Consider the following 19,924-nt stretch of genomic DNA (forward strand, 5'->3'; position numbering starts at 1 on the left):
GGTCTTGCTACTCAAAGGAATACTCCTGACGAGGAGTATTCATATTACTGGCTGTGTTTCGGCACGCTGTTGAGTTCTCAAAGAACACGCGCTCACCGCAGCTCGTCTCCGAGGAGAGCCACTTCCGGGGCTGTGTCAGGCTTAGAAGTCTTTCACCGCGCTCCGTTCCGGTGTTTCCCGGCCCGTTCCGCGCTGGCAGAGAGAAATTTACACGGGCGCCTCCTGAGATCCAAATCGGGGGTCACCGACCGAGTAACCGCAGGTCAGACACCACACGGACGGCCCAAACGCGGCAAGATCGACGCGCAGTGTGACCGGGGCCACGTCGACAATCTCGCGGCCGGTCCTAGCGAGGCGCGCTCGGCAGGTGCACGGTCACCGACAGACCACCCGTCGGCACGGCCACTGCCTGCGCAAACCCGCCGTGCGCGGCCACCGCGGCGCGCACGATCGACAGCCCGAGACCCGTTCCGGACTGGCCGGTGCGGTCCTTCACCCCGCGGCGGAACGGTTCGAACAGCTCCTCGACGCGGTCCGGCGGGATGAGCTGACCCGACGACGACACCCGCAGCACCGACCACTGCGGCCCGCTCTCCACCACGGTCTCGATCCACCCGCCGACCTGGTTGTGCCGGACGGCGTTCTCCAGCAGGTTCCCCGCGATGCGCTCCAGCAGCGCGGGATCGCCGACCGCGAGCGCCGGCACGCACCGGAACACCGCGCGCAGGTTCCGTGCATCGGCTTCCACGCGCACGGCCTTCCACGCGGACTCGACGACAGCCGAGAGATCGACCGGCTCACGCACCGCGAGCCCAATACCGTCCGTGCGCGCGAGCAGCAGCAGCGCGGACACCAACTGCTCCGCACGCTCCCCGGCCGCACGCACGACACCGGCCATGCGCCGCAGCTCCTCGACGTCGGCATCCGGATCGGACAACGTCACGTCCAGCTCCGTGCGGATCACCGAGAGAGGAGTGCGCAGTTCGTGCGACGCGTTCGCCACGAACCGGCGTTGTGAGCCGAAGGCGGCCTCAAGCCGGTCGAGCATCGCGTCGAACGTGTCCGCGAGCTCCGCGACCTCGTCCCGCGGCCCCTCCAGGCGCAACCGGGACCCCAGCGACTCGGCGGACAACTGGCGCGCGGCGCCCGTGACGTCGTGCAGAGGCTTCAGCACACGGCCGGTGAACGTCCACGCCAGCACGGCCGCGGCCAGCACCATGCACGCGAACGCGATCAACCCCGCGCGCAGCAGGTCCTGCCGGGCGGCCACGGCCAACGCGTCCGTCAGCGTCTTCACGGTGACGGTGACACCGTCCACCGTCACCTGGGTGTCGGACGGGAACGACGGCGAGGCGTCGAAGACCCGCCCGACCAGCGTCCACCCGAGGAAGAGCAGCACAGCGCTCACCACCGCGACGAGCGCGGTGGTGAGGAGCGTGATCCGGAGCCGCAGTCCGGGTCCGCGCCTGCGCATGGGGCTAGTCCTCAGCTGGTCCGATCGACGCACTCGGCACCCGGTACCCGGAACCGACGACGGTGTCGATGATGCCCGGCTCGCCGAGCTTCTTGCGCAGGGTCATGACGGTGACGCGCACGGTCGTGGTGAACGGGTCGGCGTTCTCGTCCCACACCCGCTCCAGCAGCTCCTCGCTGCTCACCACCGAGCCCTTGGCCGCGAGCAGCACCTCGAGCACCCCGAACTCCTTGCGGGTCAGCTCGATCGGCTGCCCGCCGCGCGACACGGTGCGCCGCGCCGGGTCCAGTTCGACGTCCTGCGCGGACAGCACGGGAGGTGTCGCCGGCGTCGCACGCCGCGCCAACGCCCGTACGCGCGCTACGAGCTCAGGGAACGCGAACGGCTTCGCGAGGTAGTCGTCCGCGCCCAGCGACAGCCCGGCCACGCGGTCCTCGATCGTGCCGCTGGCCGTCAGCATCATGACCCTGGTCAGCGCGCCGGAGCTGAGGATCTCCTTGCACAGCTCGTCACCGGACATCCCAGGCAGGTCCCGGTCGAGCACGACGACGTCGTACCGCGTGACGGTCGACTTCTCGTGCCCGGTCTCGCCGTCGTAGGCGACGTCCACGGCCATACCTTCGCGCCTCAGGCCGCGAGCGATCGCGTCGGCCAGAGGAGCCTCGTCCTCGACTACCAGAATCCGCACGCCACAAAGGTGCCACATCAGCCTGAGAAGGCGCTTAACGACACCTTCACGTTCGCTGGTGGTAGGTGAGCAACCGCGTCAGGGTCTGCCGGTCGTCCGGCAACGGTGCGAGCAGGTCGCCCTGAACCGCGCAGGGCCAGCGGCTGCGCGAGTCGCGCACCGCGCTCAGCTGGATGCGGTGATCAGGACTTGCGGGCCGGGCGGTCCACCACGACCGTCGAGGCCGTCTGCAGTGCGCGCAGCTCCAGCAACGCCGGGTGCTCCTCCGCCAGCCGGGCCGCGTTGAGCAACGACCGCAACGCCGCCGTCTCCCCGCGCGCCCGCTCCAGAGCCGCACGTCCCTCGGACGCCGCCACCAGCTCGGCGAGCGCGGCCCGGCGCAGCTCACCGGGCATCACGACATCGCGGACGGCCACGTCGGCGACCGAAACACCCAGCTCATCGGCACGTGCGGCCACGCCCGCGAGCACCTCGGCAGCGATGACGTCGCGCTCAGGGTCAATGGCCGAGTGCGTGCGCGTGAGCACCGCACCGCGCAATGCGAGCTGCACGGCCGTGTAGAGCTCGGCCTCAGGACCGGACGCCTCCACCACGAACCTCGTAGGCGACGTCACCGCCCACCGGACGACGACCGTCACGCGGACCAGCACACCGTCGGACGTCGGCACGTCCTGCGCGGCGGGGGTCATCGTGCGCGGACGGACGTCGACGCGGTGCAGCACGGCGTACCGCGGCAGCTTGTGCTGTCCCGGGCCCACCTCGCCCACCAGCACACCGCGATCGAACCTGACGGCCCGCTCCCACGGGTACAACGTGTGCTTCATCGTCTCTACCTCCGTCCGGACAGACCACGACCCCGGCCGGCGGGGCGGCGAGCGGGAGTCCACAAGGGACTCGCAAAGCTCGGCACCCCCGTGTGCGACCGGGGTCATGGCTTTCAGGGATCGAACCTGATGCTCCATAAGGCACCCACCACCCGCCTCGATCGCGGGACCCTGACCAGGGAGACCTGCCGGGCCGCAAGAAAGCGGGCGTGAGGTGGAGACTAGCCGACCTACTTGTCCGCGGGCGCGTCGATTTCGACGGGCAGGCACTCCAGGCGGGAGGCCCACTCGGTGACGCGGCGGGCGACGTCCTGCGCGGTGATGCCGCACACCGCGAGCACCTCGCCACGCGAGCCGTGATCGTGGAACTGCTGCGGCAGAGCGATGTCGCGCAACGGCACGTCGACGTCGGCGTCGCGCAGCGCTGCCGCGAAAGACGAACCGAAGCCACCGTGCCGGCCACCGTCCTCGACGGTCACCACGAGCTTGTACGACGCGGCCATCTCCACGAGGTCGGTCGACATCGGATAGATCCACCGCGGGTCGACGACCGTCACGCCGATGCCCTGGTCCTCCAGCCGTTGCGCGGCCTCAAGACCGAGCTCGCCCAACGCGCCGACCGTCACCAGCAGCACGTCGGAACCGGACCGCCTGAGCACGTCGACGGAACCCACGCGCTCCAACGCCGGCAGGTCCGGGCCGACGGAGGCCTTCGGGTAGCGGATCACCGAAGGCGCGTCCGAGATGGCCACGGCCTCGCGCAGCTCCTCGGCGAGGGTGGCGGCGTCGCGCGGCGCGGCGACGTGGATGCCGGGGACCACGCCGCAGATGGACATGTCCCACATGCCGTGGTGCGACGCGCCGTCCGGGCCGGTGACGCCCGAGCGGTCCAGCACGACCGTGACGCCCTGCTTGTGCAGCGCGACGTCCATCAGCAGCTGGTCGAACGCGCGGTTCAGGAACGTCGCGTAGATGGCGACGACCGGGTGCAGGCCACCGATGGCGAGACCGGCGGCGGAGGTCAGCGCGTGCTGCTCGGCGATGCCGACGTCGTAGAAGCGCTCGGGGAACGCCTTGGCGAAGGCGTCCAGGCCGGTCGGTCCCTGCATCGCGGCGGTGATCGCCACGACGTCGGAGCGCTCGCGGCCGATCTCCACCAGGGAGTCGGAGAACACGTGCGTCCAGGTCCGGCCGGCGGGCTTGACGTCCTCGCCGGTGATCGGGTCGATGACGCCCGTGGCGTGCATCTGGTCCGCCTGGTGGTTCTCGGCCGGGGCGAACCCCATGCCCTTGCGGGTGACCGCGTGCACGATCACCGGACCGCCGAACGACTTCGCGCGCTGCAGCGCGGACTCCAGCGTCGTCAGGTCGTGGCCGTCGACCGGGCCGATGTACTTGAGGCCGAGGTCCTCGAACATCGCCTGCGGCGCGAGCGCGTCCTTGATGCCGCGCTTGGCGGCGTGCAGGGCGGCGTAGAGCGGCTTGCCGAAGAACGGCGTCTGCTGCAGCGCGCTCTTGCCCTTCTCCAGCACGCGCTCGTAGCCGGGACGCAACCGCAGCGAGGACAGGTGGTCCGCGAGACCACCGATCGTCGGCGAGTACGAGCGGCCGTTGTCGTTGACCACGATCACGACCGGACGCGTCTTGTCGGCCGCGATGTTGTTCAACGCCTCCCAGCACATACCGCCGGTCAACGCGCCGTCACCGACGACCGCGACCACGTGGCCGGGTCCGCCGGTGATCTGCTTCGCCTTCGCCAGACCGTCCGCGTAGGACAGTGCCGTCGAGGCGTGCGAGCTCTCCTGCACGTCGTGCTCGGACTCCGACCGCGACGGGTAGCCGGACAGCCCGCCCTGCTGGCGCAGCCGGTCGAAGCCGTCCCGGCGACCCGTGACGATCTTGTGCACGTAGGACTGGTGCCCGGTGTCGAACACGATCGGGTCCTGCGGCGAGTCGAACACCCGGTGCAGCGCAACGGTCAGCTCGACGACGCCGAGGTTCGGGCCCAGGTGCCCGCCGGTCTTGGAGACCTTGTCGACCAGAAAACGCCGGATCTCGTCGCAGAGCTGCCGCAGCTCCGCCTCCGTCATCCGTTTCAGATCAGCCGGTCCGTGCACGGACTCCAGCAGGGTCACCACGCCCACCTCACTCCTCAAGACTTCGGCCCAGTCTACGGAGGCTCACCTGAGACGACTTCTCAGCCAGTGCCAGGAACGAGCAGCGCGATGCACTCCATGTGATGCGTCATCGGGAACGCGTCGAACGCCCTCAGCTCGGCGAGGCGGTACCCCTGAACTGTGAATTCGGCCAGGTCGCGGGCCAGCGCCGCGGGGTCGCAGGCCACGTAGACGACCCGCTGCGGCCGCCGTCGTGCGACTTCAGCCACAACGACCTTCCCGGCCCCTTTCCGAGGCGGGTCGAGCACCACGACATCAGGGTCCTCAACGGGCAACGGACGCGTCACGAGACGCTCGACCTTGCCCACCACCCACTCGATCTGGGGCAGGCGGCGGAGGTTGCGGCGACCGTCCTCGACGGCACCGGCGAAGGACTCGACGACCAGCACGGATCCGGTCTCGCCGACCTGACGGGCGAGCACCGACGCGAACAACCCCGCGCCGCCGTAGAGATCCCACGCGCGCTGCCCCGGTCCAGCCGCGGCCCACTCCCCCACGACGGACGCGAACGTGTCCGCGGCGGCGGGGTGGACCTGCCAGAAACCGTCGGCGGAAATTCTCCACTTTCGTTGGGCGGCGGTCTCGACGGCCGTACCCGTTCCGGCGCGTCGCACGGTGTGTCGGCCGCGCACCTCACCCACATGCCGGTTCCCGTCACCGTCCTGGGTGATCGTCAGCTCCTGGGCGCGCCACCGTCGGTCGGTCACCGCCTCGACCATGCCCGGCCGGGAGATCACACAGTGGTCGACCGGGATCACATCGTGGGAACGGGTGCCGCGGAAACCCGGCCGCCCGTCGGCGTCGACGGCCATCCTGATCCGGGTCCGCCACTCCAGCGGGCCGCCCGGCAACGCCTCCACGACCACGTCCCGCTCGATCTTCGCGAGGCGGCTCAGCTGCTCGCGGACGACCTGAGCCTTCAGCTCCCGTTGCGCGTCCCACGACACGTGCTGGAAGTCGCAGCCGCCGCACATCCCCGGCCCGCTGAACGGGCACGGCGGCTCGACGCGGTCCGGTGACGGCACCAGGATCTCGACGGCGTCCGCACGGCAGAACGACCCGCCGTTGTCCTCGTAGACCGAGGCGATGACACGTTCACCAGGCAGTGCGTGCCGCACGAACAGAACGCGTCCCTCGTGCCGTGCGACGAAGTGCCCACCGTGAGCGACGGGTCCGACCTCGACCTCGAACTTCTCCCCAACCCAGCTCATCGGTCGTCAAGTCCCCTTCGGACGGCGCCCGGCGCGATGACGTCCTTGTCGCGGACCTTCGTCGACGACGCCAGCTGCCACGGCACGCTGGTGACCATCACACCCGGCTGGAACAACAGCCTTCCCTTGAGCCGCAACGCGCTCTGGTTGTGCAGCAGCTGCTCCCACCAGTGACCGACGACGTACTCGGGGATGAACACGGTGACGACGTCGCGCGGGTTGTCGGACTTGACGCGCCGCACGTAGTCGAGGACGGGCTTGGTGATCTCGCGGTACGGCGACTCGATCACCTTCAGCGGGATCTTGAAGTTCTCCTTCTCCCAGTCCTTCACCAGCTGGCGCGTGTCGCCGTCGTCGACGTTGACCGTGACGGCCTCCAGCACGTCCGGCCGCGTCGCCTTGGCGTAGGACAACGCCCGCAGCGTCGGCATGTGCAGTTTGGACACCAGCACCATCGCGTGGTTGCGCGCCGGCATCGTCCGCATCCGCTCCTGCTGGCGCAGCTCCTCGGCGACGGTGTCGTAGTGCTTGCGGATCGCGGTCATCAACGCGTAGATGGCGGCCATCGCGGCGATGGCGATCCACGCGCCCTTGGTGAACTTCGTGATCAGCACGATGATCAGCACGGTCGCGGTCATCACGAGGCCGAACGTGTTGATCGCCTGCGAACGGCGCATCCGGCTGCGCGTCTGGGCGTCGGTCTCGGTCTTCAGCAGCCGCTGCCAGTGCTTGATCATGCCGAGCTGGCTCAGCGTGAACGACACGAACACGCCCACGATGTAGAGCTGGATCAGGCGGGTGACCTCGGCGTCGAACGCGATCACGAGGACGACCGCGAACCCGGCCAGGAACAGGATGCCGTTGGAGAACGCCAGCCGGTCGCCGCGGGTGTGCAGCTGGCGCGGCAGGTAGCGGTCCTGGGCGAGGATCGAACCGAGCACGGGGAAGCCGTTGAACGCCGTGTTCGCCGCCAGCACCAGGATCAGGGCGGTGACGCCCGCGATGAAGAAGAAGCCGGGCGGGAAGTTGTCGAACACCGCGTGCGCGACCTGGGCCACCATCGTCTTCTGCTCGTAGCCCTTGGGGGCGCCCGCGAGCTGCTCGTCCGGGAACTCGGCCATCTTCACGCCGGTCAGCTGGGCGAGCACGATCAGGCCCATCAGCATCGTGACCGCGATCAGGCCCATCATGAGCAGCGTCGTGGCGGCGTTGCGCGACTTGGGCTTGCGGAACGCCGGCACGCCGTTGCTGATCGCCTCGACACCGGTCAAAGCGGCGCAACCGGACGAGAACGCCCGCAGCACCAGGAACACGAACGCGAGGCCCATCAGGTGGTCCTGCTCGGCGTGGATCTCGAAGCCGGCACTCTCCGCACGCATCTGGTCACCGAGCACGAACCCGCGGAACAGGCCCCACGCGATCATGGCCATAATGCCGATCATGAACGCGTAGGTCGGGACCGCGAACGCGCTGCCGGACTCGCGGATGCCGCGCAGGTTGATCGCCGTGAGGATGACGATCGCGGACACCGCGAACAGCGCCTTGTGCGTCGCGACGAACGGGATGGCCGAGCCGATGTTCGCCATCGCCGCCGAGATCGACACCGCGACCGTGAGGATGTAGTCGACGAGCAGGGCGCTCGCCACGGTCAGCCCCGCCTGGCGGCCCAGGTTGACCGTCGCGACCTCGTAGTCACCGCCGCCCGACGGGTAGGCGTGCACGTTCTGCCGGTAGCTGGCGACGACGGTGAGCATGACCACGACCACTGCCACGCCCACCCAGGGTGCGATGGCGTAGGCGCTCAGCCCCGCCACCGACAGCATCAGGAAGATCTCCTCCGGCGCGTAGGCGACCGACGACATGGCGTCGGAGGCGAACACCGGCAAAGCGATGCGTTTGGGCAGGAGGGTGTGCGCGAGGCGATCACTGCGGAACGGCCGTCCGACCAGGAGGCGTTTGGCAGCGGTGGCGAGCTTGGACACGGCCAGAGCGTAAGGGGTCCGCTCACCGGGACGGGCTAATGCTCGGTAGGTTCTGCGCAGAGTTCGCCTGAGGAGGCATGTCGTGCACGTGGTGATCATGGGGTGTGGCCGGGTGGGAGCCTCCCTGGCCAGGGCCCTCGAGCGACTCGACCACCAGGTCGCCGTGATCGACAAGGATTCGCAGTCGTTCCGCAGGCTGGGCAGCGACTTCCAGGGTCAGCAGGTCGTCGGCAACGGTTTCGACCGCAATGTCCTGATCGAGGCCGGAGTGGAGCGCGCGGGCGCGTTCGCGGCGGTCTCCAGCGGCGACAACTCGAACATCATCTCGGCGCGGGTCGCGCGCGAGACGTTCGGCGTCGAGCACGTCGTCGCGCGGATCTACGACCACAAGCGCGCGGCCGTGTACGAGCGGCTGGGCATCCCGACCGTGGCGACCGTGCCGTGGACGACGGACCGGTTCCTGCGGATGCTGCTGCCCGAGGGCACGGCCACCGCGTGGCGCGACCCGTCCGGCACCGTGGCGGTGCTGCCCGTCGAGTTCGACGAGGCCTGGGTCGGCCGCCCCGTGTTCGAGCTCGAAGGGGCCATCGGCGCCCGTGTGGCGTTCATGATGCGGTTCGGCACCGGCGTGCTGCCGGACGCCAAGACCGTCGTGCAGGCGGATGACACCATCTACGTGGCGGCGCTGTCCGGCACGATCACCGACGTCGCGGCGGCGGCGCAGCAGGCACCGGAGGAGAGCTGATGCGGGTCGCGATCGCTGGTGCGGGCGCGGTGGGGCGGTCCATCGCGCAGGAGCTCGTGCAGGACGGCCACCAGGTCATGCTGATCGAGCGGGACCGGACGCACTTCGACCCCAACTCCGTCGAGCAGGCCGAGTGGGTGCAGGCCGACGCGTGCGAGCTGTCCTCTTTGGAGGACGCGGGCATGCAGCTGTGCGACGTGGTGATCGCCGCGACCGGTGACGACAAGGTCAACCTCGTGGTGTCGCTGCTGGCGAAGACCGAGTTCGCGGTCCGTCGTGTCGTCGCGCGCGTGAACGACCCGACGAACGAATGGCTCTTCACCGAGTCGTGGGGTGTCGACGTCGCCGTGTCCACGCCACGGCTGCTCGCCGCGATGGTCGAGGAGTCCGTGACGATCGGTGACGTCGTGCGGCTGCTGACGTTGCGGCAGGGGCAGGCGAACCTCGTGGAGATCACGCTCGACGAGTCGACGCCGTTCGCCGGCCGGGCGGTCTCGGAGCTGACGCTGCCCCGCGACGCCGCGCTGGTGACGATCCTGCGCGGCGGGCGGGTCATCGTGCCGCAGCCCGACGACACCCTCGAAGGCGGCGACGAGCTGCTGTTCGTCACGACGGCCGCGGTCGAGCAGGACGTCAAGAAGGCCCTCGGGTACTGATGATCGGCAAACGGGGCCGGGTGACCGGCAGGGTCGGGCCTGGCCTCGTGGGCGAGGTGATGATTTCGGTGCGGGGTGGCGCGGAGGCCTTTTACGCCTACCCCGCCGACGAATCAAGTGTGATTGAAATCGGTCAGCAAATCCTCGTCGTGGACTTCGAAGAACCCCGAACGGTCTACGTCCAGAGGTGGCGTCCGTTGTAGAGTTCTCCCTGGTGTGCCGGGAAGCCTGGTCGGCGACTTTGTTGTCGTGGGAGGCTTCCGGGTGAGGTCTCCCTCGGACTGATAGGGGGACTGAAGAAATGGACGAAACTCTCTTATTCGGCATCGGTGGCGGCGTTGTCGCGGTACTGGTGCTCTTTTTGCTCCTGCGCGCTCTGTGGCGGGTGGCTGAGCCGAACGAGGCGTTGATCATCTCCGGCCTGGGCGCACGGGGACAGCGCGAGACCGCGGACAGCATGACGTTCAAGATCGTCACCGGTAAGGGCGTGCTGGTGCTGCCTGGGTTCCAGACCGCGCGGCGGCTCTCGCTCGACACGCGGGTCGCGGACCTGCAGGTCTCCTGCGTCACCAGCCAGGGCATCCCGGTGCACGTGCGCGGCGTGGTGATCTACAAGGTCGGCGACGACTACGCCTCGATCGCGAACTCCGCGCGGCGGTTCCTCGACCAGCAGGACCGCATGGACGACAAGACGCACTCGCTGTTCGCGGGCCATCTGCGGTCGATCGTGGGCAGCCTGACGATCGAGGACATGCTGCACAACCGCGAGGCGCTGACGGCCCAGGTGCGGCAGTCGTCCGCGGACGAGATGAGCAAGCTCGGCCTGATCGTCGACTCCCTGCAGATCCAGGAGATCGAAGACACGACCGGGTACATCACCAACCTCGGCAAGCCGCACGCCGCGGCCATCGCGGCGTCCGCGCGCATCGCCGAGGCGCAGCGCGACCAGGAGGCCACCGAGGCCGAGCAGGTCGCCAACGCCAAGAAGGCGGCCGCGTGGCGCGACTCGCAGATCAAGACGGCGGCCTACCAGGCGGAGATCGACCGGGTGAAGGCCGAGTCCCAGCAGGCGGGCCCGCTGGCCATGGCGACCGCGCGGCAGCAGGTCGTCGTGCAGGAGACCCGCGCCGTCGAGCTCGAAGCCGACCTGGCCGAGCAGAAGCTGCAGGCCCAGGTTCGCAAGCCCGCGGACGCCAAGGCGTACGAGACCCGCACCCTGGCCGACGCCGAACGCGACGCGCAGATCGCCCGCGCCGAGGCACAGGCACGGGAGATCGAGCTGCGGGCGGCCGCCGACGCGACGCGGGTGAAGGCCGCCGCCGTCGCGGAGGCCGAAGCGACGCGCGCCACCGGTGAGGCGGAGGCCGTCGCTGCCAAGGCCCGCGGTCTGGCGGTCGCGGACGCGACCAGGGCGCAGGGTCTCGCCGAGGCCGAGGCGCTCAAGGCCCAGGGCCTCGCCGAGGCGGAGGCGATCAGCGCGCGGTCCTCGGCGCTGGCCGAGAACCCCGACGCGGTCGTCGCCCAGCAGCTCGCCGAGAAGTGGCCGGAGATCGTCGAGGCGGCGTCCAAGGCGTTCGGGAACGTCGACCACATGGTCGTGTTCAACGGCGCCGACGGCGTGTCCGACCTGTTGACCAAGGCGCTGTCGATGGGCGGGACGGGCCTCGGCCTCGCCCGGCAGCTGATGGACGCGATGAAGAGCTCGCCGGAGAGCGTCTCGGGGAACGGGGTCCCCGCGAAGCTCACCAACTGAGCGCTGGGCTGATATATCGCATATCGGTGTGATCGCCGATATGCGATATATCGGATATCGGCGGTCACAGGCTCCAGCGCTGGTGGTTGCCGCCCGCGCAGTCCCACAGCTGCACGGAGGCGCCCTGCCACCAGTTGGCGCCGGAGATCTCGACGCACCGGTTGGGGCTGAGCATCGTGCGGATGCGGCCCTCCTCACCCGCCTGACCGGACTGGTAGAAGACCTGCCAGCCGCCGCCACCGCCGAAGTCGCACGTGAACATGCTCAGGCTGGCGCCGTTGTCGCCGTTGCCGATCGACGGGACCAGGCACTTGTCGCTGAAGACGTTGCGCAGCCGCCCCCGGTCCTTCACCCACTTCTGCGTGGCCGCGCCGTTGCAGTCGTACATGTGCACCGATGCACCGTCGCCCGCGTTGAAGTGCGCCACGGTCAGACACCGGTTGTTGTACCAAGACTTGATCTCGACACCCTCCTCTGCCGCTCCCGCCGACGACGACGCGGTCGCGAACACCGCCCCGGCGAGCAGTGCGAGTGCACCGAGGACCGCTGCTTTCTTCTTCATGACTCCCCCCTCCACGTGCCGGTTTTCGGCACGAAGGCATCTTCTGAGCGGCCACGGGTCGTCGTCATGAGCATGGACATGCTCAACTTGACGGGTATCTGCGCAACGGAAGCGAGCACTTACCAGCTGTGAGCGATCAGTTGCCCCTGGTCGGGCGCGAGAGTGAGCTTCGGACCGCGCTGCGGGCGCTGGGCGTGGACGGCGCGGTGCTGCTGTCCGGGCCTCCCGGGGTCGGCAAGACCCGCCTGGCCGCGGAGGTGCTCGCCGCGGTGCCGCATCCCGTGGCGCGGTGCTACGCCACGGTCGCCACGTCGCGGATTCCGCTCGGCGCGTTCGCGTCGCTCGTCCCCGCGGATCTGCCCGCCGGCCCGCACGGGCCGTCGATCCTGCCCGCGTCTTCGGTGCGCGCCGCCGCCGAGCACCTCGCACGCGGAGGGCGGCGGGTGTTGTCCATCGATGACGCTCATCTGCTCGATGACGCGTCGTTGTTGGTGTTGCAGCACGTTGTGCGTCACAGGTTGACGCGGGTCATCTGCACGGCGCGTCAGGGGTGGGGCGTCGAGGGGTTGACGGTCGTCCACGTCGACGCGCTCGACCAGGAGCGCGCGGACGCGTTGCTCACGTCGGCGCTGGGCGGGCCCGCGGACGCCTCCACGAGGCACCTGGTGTGGACGAACAGCCAGGGCAACCCGTTGTACCTCAAGGAACTCGTCGCGGCTGGGCGGCATTCGGGCGCGCTCACCGAGACCCAGGGCGGCTGGAGCTGGCACGGGCCGCTGGAGCTCGACGGACGGCTCGCCGAGCTCGTCGACCTGACGCTCGGGCGCCTGGCCGAGCCGCAACGGCGGGCACTGGAGCTGCTCGCGTACGGCGAACCGCTGGAGCCGGAGCTGATGCCGGTCCCGCAGGACCTTGTGGCCATGGGGTTCGTGCGCATCGGCGACGACGGACGCGCGCGCGTCGCGCACCCGCTCTACAGCGCGCGCCTGCGGGCCACGTGCCCGACGTTGAGAGCCAGAGCGCATCGAAGAGCGCTGGCCGACCGGCTGGAGGCGGAAGGCGCGGACCGGCCCGGCGACGCGGTGCGAGTTGCGACGTGGCGGCTGGACAGCGGGACGGCCGAGTCACCGGACGTGCTCGCCCGCGCCGCGGAGCAGGCGTTGGCCGCGCAGGACTGGGAGCTCGCCGAACGGCTCTCGCGCGCGGCCGTGGCGCGTGGGGCGACCTCACGCGTGGGGCTCGTGCTCGGACTGGTGCTGATGTACCAGCGGCAGTGCGCACAGGCCGAGGAAGTGCTCGCCGAGACGATGGCGGCGGGCGGCGACATGCTCACGTTGCTGCAGGTGGGCTGTACGCGCGCGTTCAACCTGTTCTTCGGCCTCGGCGACGAGGAGGCAGCCGTCGCGGTGCTGGACGAGGTCACCGCACGGGAGCTGCCGTCCGAGCTGGAGCACGCGGTGCTGTTCTTCGCGCTCACGTTCGCGCTGGAGTCCGCGCCGCTGCGGATCGCCCGGCTGGGCGGCGAGCTGCTGATCGCCGAGGGCGGGTGGGCGGCGACGGCGGGACGGCAGGTGCTGGCGTTCGCGGACCAGTTCGCCGGCCGCTACCCCGAGGCCATCGCGCGGATCGAGGACAACCACGAGGCGGTCGCGGCGACGGCCGGGCGGTTCCCGTCGCTGGTGAACGCGGCGAAAGGGGTGCGCAACGAGTGCATCCTGCGCTGCGGTGACCTCGCCGGGGCCGAGCTGCGGGCCGCGCAGGCGCTGGCCGAGGTGATCGAGGAGGACCGCTGGTCGGTCACCCAGGTGCCGCCGCGGGTGTTGCTGAGCCAGAGCGCGCGGTTGCGCGGGCAGGCGGCCTCGGCGGTGCGGATCACGGCCGAGGGCATCCCGGAGTCCGGTGCCCTGCCGATGATGTGGGACGTGTTGCTGCTGGCCGAGTTCGCGGCCGGCGCGGCGCTGCTGGGCCAGTCCGACCGGGCGGAACGGGCGTTGGCGCGGGCTGAGGAAGGGCTGCGTCCGGCGTGGCGGATCGCGCGGTTCGCGGTGGGTGCCGCGCGCTCGTGGGTGCTCGCGGGCGCGGGGCACGTCAACGAGGCGATGCAGGCCGCGTTGGACAACGCCGCCGCCGCACGGGAGCACGGCGCGCACTCCGAGGAGATCGGGTCGCTGCACGACGCGGCACGGTTCGGTGCGGACACCTCGCCACGGCTGCTGGAGCTGGCGAAGTCGCGCAAGGATCCGCTCACCACCGCGTACGCCTCGCACGCGCAAGCGCGCGCGTTGCGTGACCCGGCGGGGCTGGAGGAGGTTGCGGCGGCGTTCATGGCGTGCGGTGCCACCTTGTACGCGGCCGAGGCGCTCGCGGAGGCCAGCAGGCTCTCCCGGCTGCACGACCGGCCGCGCGACGCCGAACGGCTGGAACGGCAGGCCTCGTCGCTCGCGGAGTCGTTCGACGGCGCCACCACGCCCGGTCTGGTGGTGACGAGCACGCTCGCCGCGTTGACACCGCGGCAGCTGGAGATCGCGCGGCTGGCGGTGGCGGGGCTGACCAACGTGGAGATCGCCGAACGGCTCGCCATCGCCAAACGCACCGTCGACAACCATCTGCACACCACCTACGCGGCGGTGGGTGTCACCGGACGGGGTGGACTGCGCGCGCTCTTCGGGCAAGGTTGACGCCAACGCGCCCAAAACGATGTGCGCGTACGGGCGAATCTTCGGCACACTGCGGGTTGTGTGGCCGTTCGTGGGCAGGGCGCGGGAGCTTCAGGACGTGATGTCCGCGCTCACCGGACCGAACGGCAAGGGCGCCGCGCTCGTCGGACCGGCCGGGGTGGGCAAGACCAGGCTCGCGGACGAGGTCGTGGCGCGGTTGGAGAGCACCGGTGTCACCGTGCGGCGCTGTTATGCGACCGTGGCGACGTCGTCGATCCCGTTCGGGGCGTTGGCCGCGATACTGCCCTCCGACATGCGCACGGCGAACCCGCTCGGTCGTGCCGTTGAGCACCTTCTTGCAGAACCGCAGCCATTGGCGATCGTCGTGGATGACGCGCATCTGCTCGATGACGCGTCCATCGGCATGTTGCATCACGTGATCCGGCACGGACACGCACGGGTGCTGGTGACGTCACGGCCCGGTGAGCGCGCCGAGCTGTGGCAGGAGGGGCTGCTGCAGCGGTACCCGATCGGGGACCTGTCCCGTGCCGAGTCCGACGAGGTGCTGGAACGCGCGCTGCAAGGCCCGGTGGAGGCGCGGTCGTCGGCGCTGCTGTGGTCGGGCAGCGCGGGAAACCCGTTGTACCTCAGGGAACTCGTGGTGTTCGGGCGCGCGGTCGGGTCGTTGCGCGCGGCCGAGGGCATCTGGTCGTGGCACGGCGCGATCGAGCTGGGCGGCCGGCTCGGCGAGCTCGTTCAGGAGAACCTCGGCCGGTTGGAGCCGTCGCACCGGCTGGCGCTGGAGCTGCTCGCGTACTCCGAACCGGTGGAGCTGGACCTGCTGGCGTCGCTGGTGCAGGAGGAGGCGCTCGACGACCTGGAAACCCGCGCGCTGATCCGGGTCGAGTCGTCGGGGCGGCGGTCCGTGGTGCGGCTCGGACATCCCCTGTACGGCAGCCTGTTGCGGGCGACGTGTCCTCCCGTGCGCGCGCAGTCGCACCAACGCGCGTTGGCCGCCGGTCTGGAGGCGACGGGAGCCCGTCGGCGTGAAGACCTCATGCGCATCGCGACCTGGCGACTGGACGGCGGCTCGCCGATCTCGCTCGACCTGCTGGTCGCGGCCGCCGAGCAGGCGTGGGCCGCGCGGGACGTCGCTCTCGCCGAACGGCTGTGCCGTGCCGCGGTCGACGTGGGCGGGCTGAGCCGGGTCGGGCACGTGTTCGGGCAGGTGCTGATGCACGGCCGCGCGCCCGACCAGGCAGAGGCCGCGCTGGCGGACGTCATGGCCGGCCCCCTGTCGGCCGAGGACCTGAGCCGTCTCGGCGCCACCAGGTCGCTGAACCTCTACTTCGCGCTGGGCGACGCGGACGCCGCGACCGCCGTGCTCGACCGCGTCGACGTGCCGGACCTCCCGGACGAGCTGCGCGGCCTGCTGAAGGTCAGCCGAACCCTGCAGGAGGCCTACCGCGGCAACGTGGCCGAGGTTCTGCAGAGCACCTACGAGCCCCTCCCACCGCCCATGTCCGTCCACATGCGACTGGTCAGGGCGCTGTGCCTCGTCCACTCCGGCCGGTACCGCGAGGCCGCCGAGGAGGTCGACCGCTACGAGGCCGAGATCACGGCGCTGACCGGCGAGCCGGCACCGCCGGACCGGGGTGCGCTGCAGCTGCGCTGCTTCGCGCTGGTCTACAGCGGCCGCCTCGCCGAAGCGGAGAGTCTTTCGCTGGCGACGCTCGACCTGTCGTTCGACGAGTTGGCCTTCATCGGCCCGACATCGCTCTACAGCGTGTTGTCGCTTTGCGCGCGCATGCGTGGTCACGGAGCCCAAGCCCTGCGCATGGCCCGTGAAGCCAGCTCGAAGACGGAGGAGAGACCACGCACCTTCGACACGGTCGCGCTCGCGAGTCTCGCCTCGTCCGCGGCGATCTCCGGTGACACCGAGCTCGCCGGGCAGGCCCTGGCCCGTGCGGAGAAGGCACGCCGCCCGGCCTGGCGGCTGACGGGCCTCGCGGTGCCGCTGGCGCGTCCCTGGGTGCTCGCCGCCGCGGGCGACGTCCGCGGCGCCGCCGACGCGGCGATGGCGGCCGCCGACGAGTGCGCCGAACTGGGCGTGCACGGCAGCGAGGCGGTCGCCCTGCACGACGCTGCCCGCTTCGGCGTCGACACGTCCCTGCGCCTGGCGGCCCTCACGTCCACGATGGACGGCCCGCTGCCGTTGGCCTACGCGGCACACGCGACCGCCCTCGCGCACGCGGCACCGACCGTCCTGGAGGCCGTGGCGGCCGATTTCCTGCGGCTGGGCGCCAGCCTGTACGCCGCGGAGGCACTGGCTTCCGCCGCCCGCCTGCACCGGGCCCAGGGCAACGTCCGGGCCGCGTCGCAGGCCTCGGCCCGGCAGGCGTTGCTGATGCGCGACTTCGACGGCGTCCGCACCCCGGCCCTGCGCGTGGACGGCCTCACCCACCTGACGCGCCGCCAGGCGGAGGTCGCCAGGCTGGCCACGTCCGGGCTCACCAACCAGCAGATCGCCGAGAGGCTGCACACGTCCAAACGCACGGTCGACAACCACCTGCACGCGATCTACGGCGTGCTCGGCGTGACCGGACGCGACGAGCTCCGCACGGTGTTCGGGCCCGACTGAGGACACGTGTCGCACGAACCCGCCGAGACAACGCGGCCGACGCCCTGGGGGTGGCGCCGGCCGCGAAGATCAGTGCGAGATCAGTCCCGGGACTTGTCGCGGGCCTCGGCGTCGACGGCGCGCTGCAGCTCGTCCATGTCCGGCGTCAGCAGGTCGTCGGCCGTGCGGGCGAGCACCTCCTCGGCCTCGGCCTCGGCCGCGGCCGCTTCCTCGGCCTCCTTCAGGCGCTTGTCGGCCCGGCGGACCGCCCAGACGGTCGCCAGCAGGGCGACGGCCATGAGCGGGTAGCCCATGGCGAGACGGGCGACGGCGAGCCAGCCGACCTGGTCGCCCTCGTAGAGCCACCGCTGCACCACGAAGCGGGCGAAGAACACCAAGGCCCAGACGAACGTGGCGATGTCGTAGTCGCGGACGGAGGCCTTGTCGGCGCGCCAGGAGCGGTCACGGCCGTTGAGGAACGTCCAGAGCACACCCGCGAGCGGCCAGCGCACGATGATCGACAGCAGGAACGCGCTGCCGTACACGACGCTCTGCCAGATGCCGAAGAGGAAGAAGTCCTTGGCCTCGCCGGTGCGGTACGCGATGAACGCCGCGACGCCGACACCGAGGACGGCGGAGATCGCCGGCTGGACCGTGCCCTTGCGGACGGCCAGGATCACGCCGATCACGACGGCGGCGGCGAGCGCGCTGATGATCGCGGCCATGAGGTTCTTGGCGGCGAAGTTGACGATCACGAAGACGACGACGGGCAGCGACGAGTAGAGCATGCCGCTCACGCCGCCCATCTGCTCGAGGACGGTGGGCTGCTTTTCTTCGGTCTCAGCTGAAGTCATGAAGCGTTCTGCAACTCGTAATAGGGGTTGTAGAGCACCTTGCGCCCGTCGCGCACGGCGATGCGGCCTCGGGCCTTGATCGTCCGACCAGGCTCGATTCCGGCGATGCGACGGCGGCCGAGCCAGACGAGGGTCACGCCCTCGGTGCCGTCGTAGAGCTCGGCTTCCAGCGTGGCGATCGCGTCCCTGGGACAGAGCTCCACGCTGCGGAGCCTGCCTAGGACGGTGACCTCCTCACCGGACTTGCAGTCGCAGGCCTTCACCGCGCCGACGGCCTCCGCTTTTCGCGAGAGGTCGTCCGCGTCGAGCTCGGATACGTCACTGGTCAAGCGACGCACCAAGCGGCGCCAATAGCCGCTCATCCCCGACTCCTGCATTGCTCAAGTGGCCCCGTGGTGTGGACCGTCTGTGAGTGAGGGTACGCACGAGGGCCGACAATCTCGGGCGTGCCTGTCGAGACCGTCGTCCTTCTGCCCGGAACAGCCTCGGACGAGGTGTTTGTCCGTTCCGTGTTCGCCGAACCGTTGTCGCAGGTCGGCGCCGTTTTCACCGCTCCACGTGTCCGCACACTCAGTGAACGGTTGACGGCCCTCGAAAATGCCTTCACAAGCCACCCGATCGTGGTGGGTGGCGTCTCACTGGGCGCTCACGTCGCCGCCGCCTGGGCCGTGCGGAACCCGGCCAGGTGCGCGGGACTGATCCTCGCCCTGCCCGCGTGGACCGGGCCCGCGAACGGCGCGCCCGCGGCCATGGCGGCGAAAGCCAGTGCGGAGATCGTCACGCGCCACGGCCTGGACGCGGCGCTGGAAGGCACGTCCGGCTGGCTGCGCGACGAGCTGAGCAGGGCGTGGCGCGGCTACGGCGACCAGCTGGTGCCGCACCTCGAAGAAGCGGCCACGTCCGCGGCACCCACCCTCGACGAGCTGAAGACCCTCGACGTGCCGACGGGAATCGTCGGGTGCACGGACGACCCGGTGCACCCGATCGAGATCGCGCGGGAGTGGGCGGACGCCATCCCGCGCGCCGTGCTCACGACGACGACGCTGGCCGCCTACCCGCACGCGCTGGGGGGCGCGGTGCAGGCGTGGCACCAGGCGCGTTAGCCCTGCTGCTGCTGGATGTGCCGGGCGATCGCGTCCGGCAGCTCGATCGGCAGCGGGGTGCGGGGCGGCATCGGCTGCTCACCGCGCACGACCACGGTGCCGCGCAGCATGTCCCGCAGCGCCGCGGAGTTGTGCTCGAAGTGCTCCTCCGGGCCCGCCGCGACTCCGCGCAGCATCCAGCGCGGCCCGTCGACGCCGACGAAGAGGATCTGCACGCCCTGGTTGCGCGCGGTGATCTCCTCGCCCCACTCGCCGTTCTCGCGGTTGATGCGGGCGCCGTCCTCCTTGAGGCCCTGGATCAGCTCGGCGCCGACCTCCTTCCACAGGCCACCCGACTTCGGCGCGGCGAACGCGCTCACCGTCAGCTGACCAACGGACGTGAGGACGTGCACGGCGCGCACGGCGCCGGTCTGCTGGTCCATCTCGACCTGCAGCTGGGCCTCGTCCGGCATCGGCAGCTGCACCGATCCCAGGTCGAGCCGCTGCACATCGTCACGGGGCGCCACGGTCGAGTCCCACGGGCCCTCGACGTCCTCGTCGAACGCCTCGTCGTGCTCCGGACCGGTGTCGACCGCCCCCGAGGAGTGACGACCGCGCTTGCGGCGCCTTCCGAACATC

At 70.4% G+C, this 19,924-nt stretch carries 16 protein-coding genes; 6 read left to right on the forward strand and 10 right to left on the reverse strand.

What is annotated here, in order from left to right; genetic code table 11:
• Positions 1–346: 346 nt before the first annotated feature.
• The 6 genes from ACWEIJ_RS15175 to ACWEIJ_RS15200 form a co-directional block, all read right to left on the reverse strand.
• Positions 347–1,474 carry a sensor histidine kinase gene (locus ACWEIJ_RS15175; RefSeq protein ID WP_449837780.1) on the reverse strand — a complete coding sequence of 376 codons (1,128 nt, stop codon included), beginning with the start codon at positions 1,472–1,474 and terminating at the stop codon, positions 347–349.
• Positions 1,475–1,478: 4 nt separating this feature from the next.
• Positions 1,479–2,162, reverse strand: coding sequence for a response regulator transcription factor (locus tag ACWEIJ_RS15180; RefSeq protein ID WP_030464810.1), 684 nt, complete (start codon positions 2,160–2,162; stop codon positions 1,479–1,481).
• Between the two features lie 182 nt (positions 2,163–2,344).
• Positions 2,345–2,986, reverse strand: coding sequence for an SPFH domain-containing protein (locus ACWEIJ_RS15185; RefSeq protein ID WP_449837781.1), 642 nt, complete (start codon positions 2,984–2,986; stop codon positions 2,345–2,347).
• 230 nt (positions 2,987–3,216) lie between these two features.
• A complete protein-coding gene (gene dxs / locus ACWEIJ_RS15190; RefSeq protein WP_449838190.1) occupies positions 3,217–5,121 on the reverse strand; it encodes a 1-deoxy-D-xylulose-5-phosphate synthase in 1,905 nt (634 codons plus the stop codon).
• 62 nt (positions 5,122–5,183) lie between these two features.
• The gene (locus tag ACWEIJ_RS15195; RefSeq protein ID WP_449837782.1) at positions 5,184–6,374 is read right to left on the reverse strand and encodes a class I SAM-dependent RNA methyltransferase; all 1,191 of its coding nucleotides are present in this window, start codon (positions 6,372–6,374) and stop codon (positions 5,184–5,186) included.
• The gene (locus ACWEIJ_RS15200) at positions 6,371–8,356 is read right to left on the reverse strand and encodes an APC family permease (RefSeq protein WP_449837783.1); all 1,986 of its coding nucleotides are present in this window, start codon (positions 8,354–8,356) and stop codon (positions 6,371–6,373) included. The genes ACWEIJ_RS15195 and ACWEIJ_RS15200 overlap by 4 nt, the downstream gene beginning before the upstream one ends.
• 82 nt (positions 8,357–8,438) lie before the next feature.
• Here ACWEIJ_RS15200 and ACWEIJ_RS15205 point away from each other — a divergent pair, with 82 nt between their 5' ends.
• The 3 genes from ACWEIJ_RS15205 to ACWEIJ_RS15215 all read left to right on the forward strand — a co-directional run bounded on the left by ACWEIJ_RS15205 (position 8,439) and on the right by ACWEIJ_RS15215 (position 11,510).
• Positions 8,439–9,101 carry a potassium channel family protein gene (locus ACWEIJ_RS15205; RefSeq protein ID WP_449837784.1) on the forward strand — a complete coding sequence of 221 codons (663 nt, stop codon included), beginning with the start codon at positions 8,439–8,441 and terminating at the stop codon, positions 9,099–9,101.
• Entirely contained in the window at positions 9,101–9,757 is a 657-nt protein-coding gene (locus tag ACWEIJ_RS15210; RefSeq protein WP_449837785.1) for a potassium channel family protein, read from the forward strand. The genes ACWEIJ_RS15205 and ACWEIJ_RS15210 overlap by 1 nt, the downstream gene beginning before the upstream one ends.
• A gap of 301 nt (positions 9,758–10,058) precedes the next feature.
• Entirely contained in the window at positions 10,059–11,510 is a 1,452-nt protein-coding gene (locus tag ACWEIJ_RS15215) for an SPFH domain-containing protein (RefSeq protein ID WP_449837786.1), read from the forward strand.
• 64 nt (positions 11,511–11,574) lie between these two features.
• Here ACWEIJ_RS15215 and ACWEIJ_RS15220 read toward each other — a convergent pair whose 3' ends face one another.
• Complete coding sequence (locus ACWEIJ_RS15220) at positions 11,575–12,072, reverse strand: RICIN domain-containing protein (RefSeq protein ID WP_449837787.1); 498 nt, start codon at positions 12,070–12,072, stop codon at positions 11,575–11,577.
• 128 nt (positions 12,073–12,200) lie between these two features.
• Between ACWEIJ_RS15220 and ACWEIJ_RS15225 the strand changes: the two genes are divergently transcribed.
• Together ACWEIJ_RS15225 and ACWEIJ_RS15230 are read left to right on the forward strand one after the other, a co-directional pair.
• A complete protein-coding gene (locus ACWEIJ_RS15225) occupies positions 12,201–14,750 on the forward strand; it encodes an AAA family ATPase (RefSeq protein WP_449837788.1) in 2,550 nt (849 codons plus the stop codon).
• 58 nt (positions 14,751–14,808) lie between these two features.
• Positions 14,809–17,370 carry a LuxR C-terminal-related transcriptional regulator gene (locus tag ACWEIJ_RS15230; RefSeq protein WP_449837789.1) on the forward strand — a complete coding sequence of 854 codons (2,562 nt, stop codon included), beginning with the start codon at positions 14,809–14,811 and terminating at the stop codon, positions 17,368–17,370.
• 80 nt (positions 17,371–17,450) lie between these two features.
• Here the strand turns inward: ACWEIJ_RS15230 and ACWEIJ_RS15235 are convergent, their stop codons facing one another.
• A complete protein-coding gene (locus tag ACWEIJ_RS15235) occupies positions 17,451–18,203 on the reverse strand; it encodes a DUF3159 domain-containing protein (RefSeq protein ID WP_449837790.1) in 753 nt (250 codons plus the stop codon).
• A complete protein-coding gene (locus ACWEIJ_RS15240) occupies positions 18,200–18,580 on the reverse strand; it encodes an OB-fold nucleic acid binding domain-containing protein (protein WP_449837791.1) in 381 nt (126 codons plus the stop codon). The genes ACWEIJ_RS15235 and ACWEIJ_RS15240 overlap by 4 nt, the downstream gene beginning before the upstream one ends.
• Before the next feature lie 132 nt (positions 18,581–18,712).
• Between ACWEIJ_RS15240 and ACWEIJ_RS15245 the strand changes: the two genes are divergently transcribed.
• Positions 18,713–19,306 carry an alpha/beta fold hydrolase gene (locus ACWEIJ_RS15245; protein ID WP_449838191.1) on the forward strand — a complete coding sequence of 198 codons (594 nt, stop codon included), beginning with the start codon at positions 18,713–18,715 and terminating at the stop codon, positions 19,304–19,306.
• Here the strand turns inward: ACWEIJ_RS15245 and ACWEIJ_RS15250 are convergent.
• Entirely contained in the window at positions 19,303–19,923 is a 621-nt protein-coding gene (locus tag ACWEIJ_RS15250) for a DUF3710 domain-containing protein (protein WP_449837792.1), read from the reverse strand. The genes ACWEIJ_RS15245 and ACWEIJ_RS15250 overlap by 4 nt on opposite strands.
• Position 19,924 lies beyond the last annotated feature (1 nt).

It is taken from the genome of Lentzea sp. NPDC004789 (assembly GCF_053601075.1).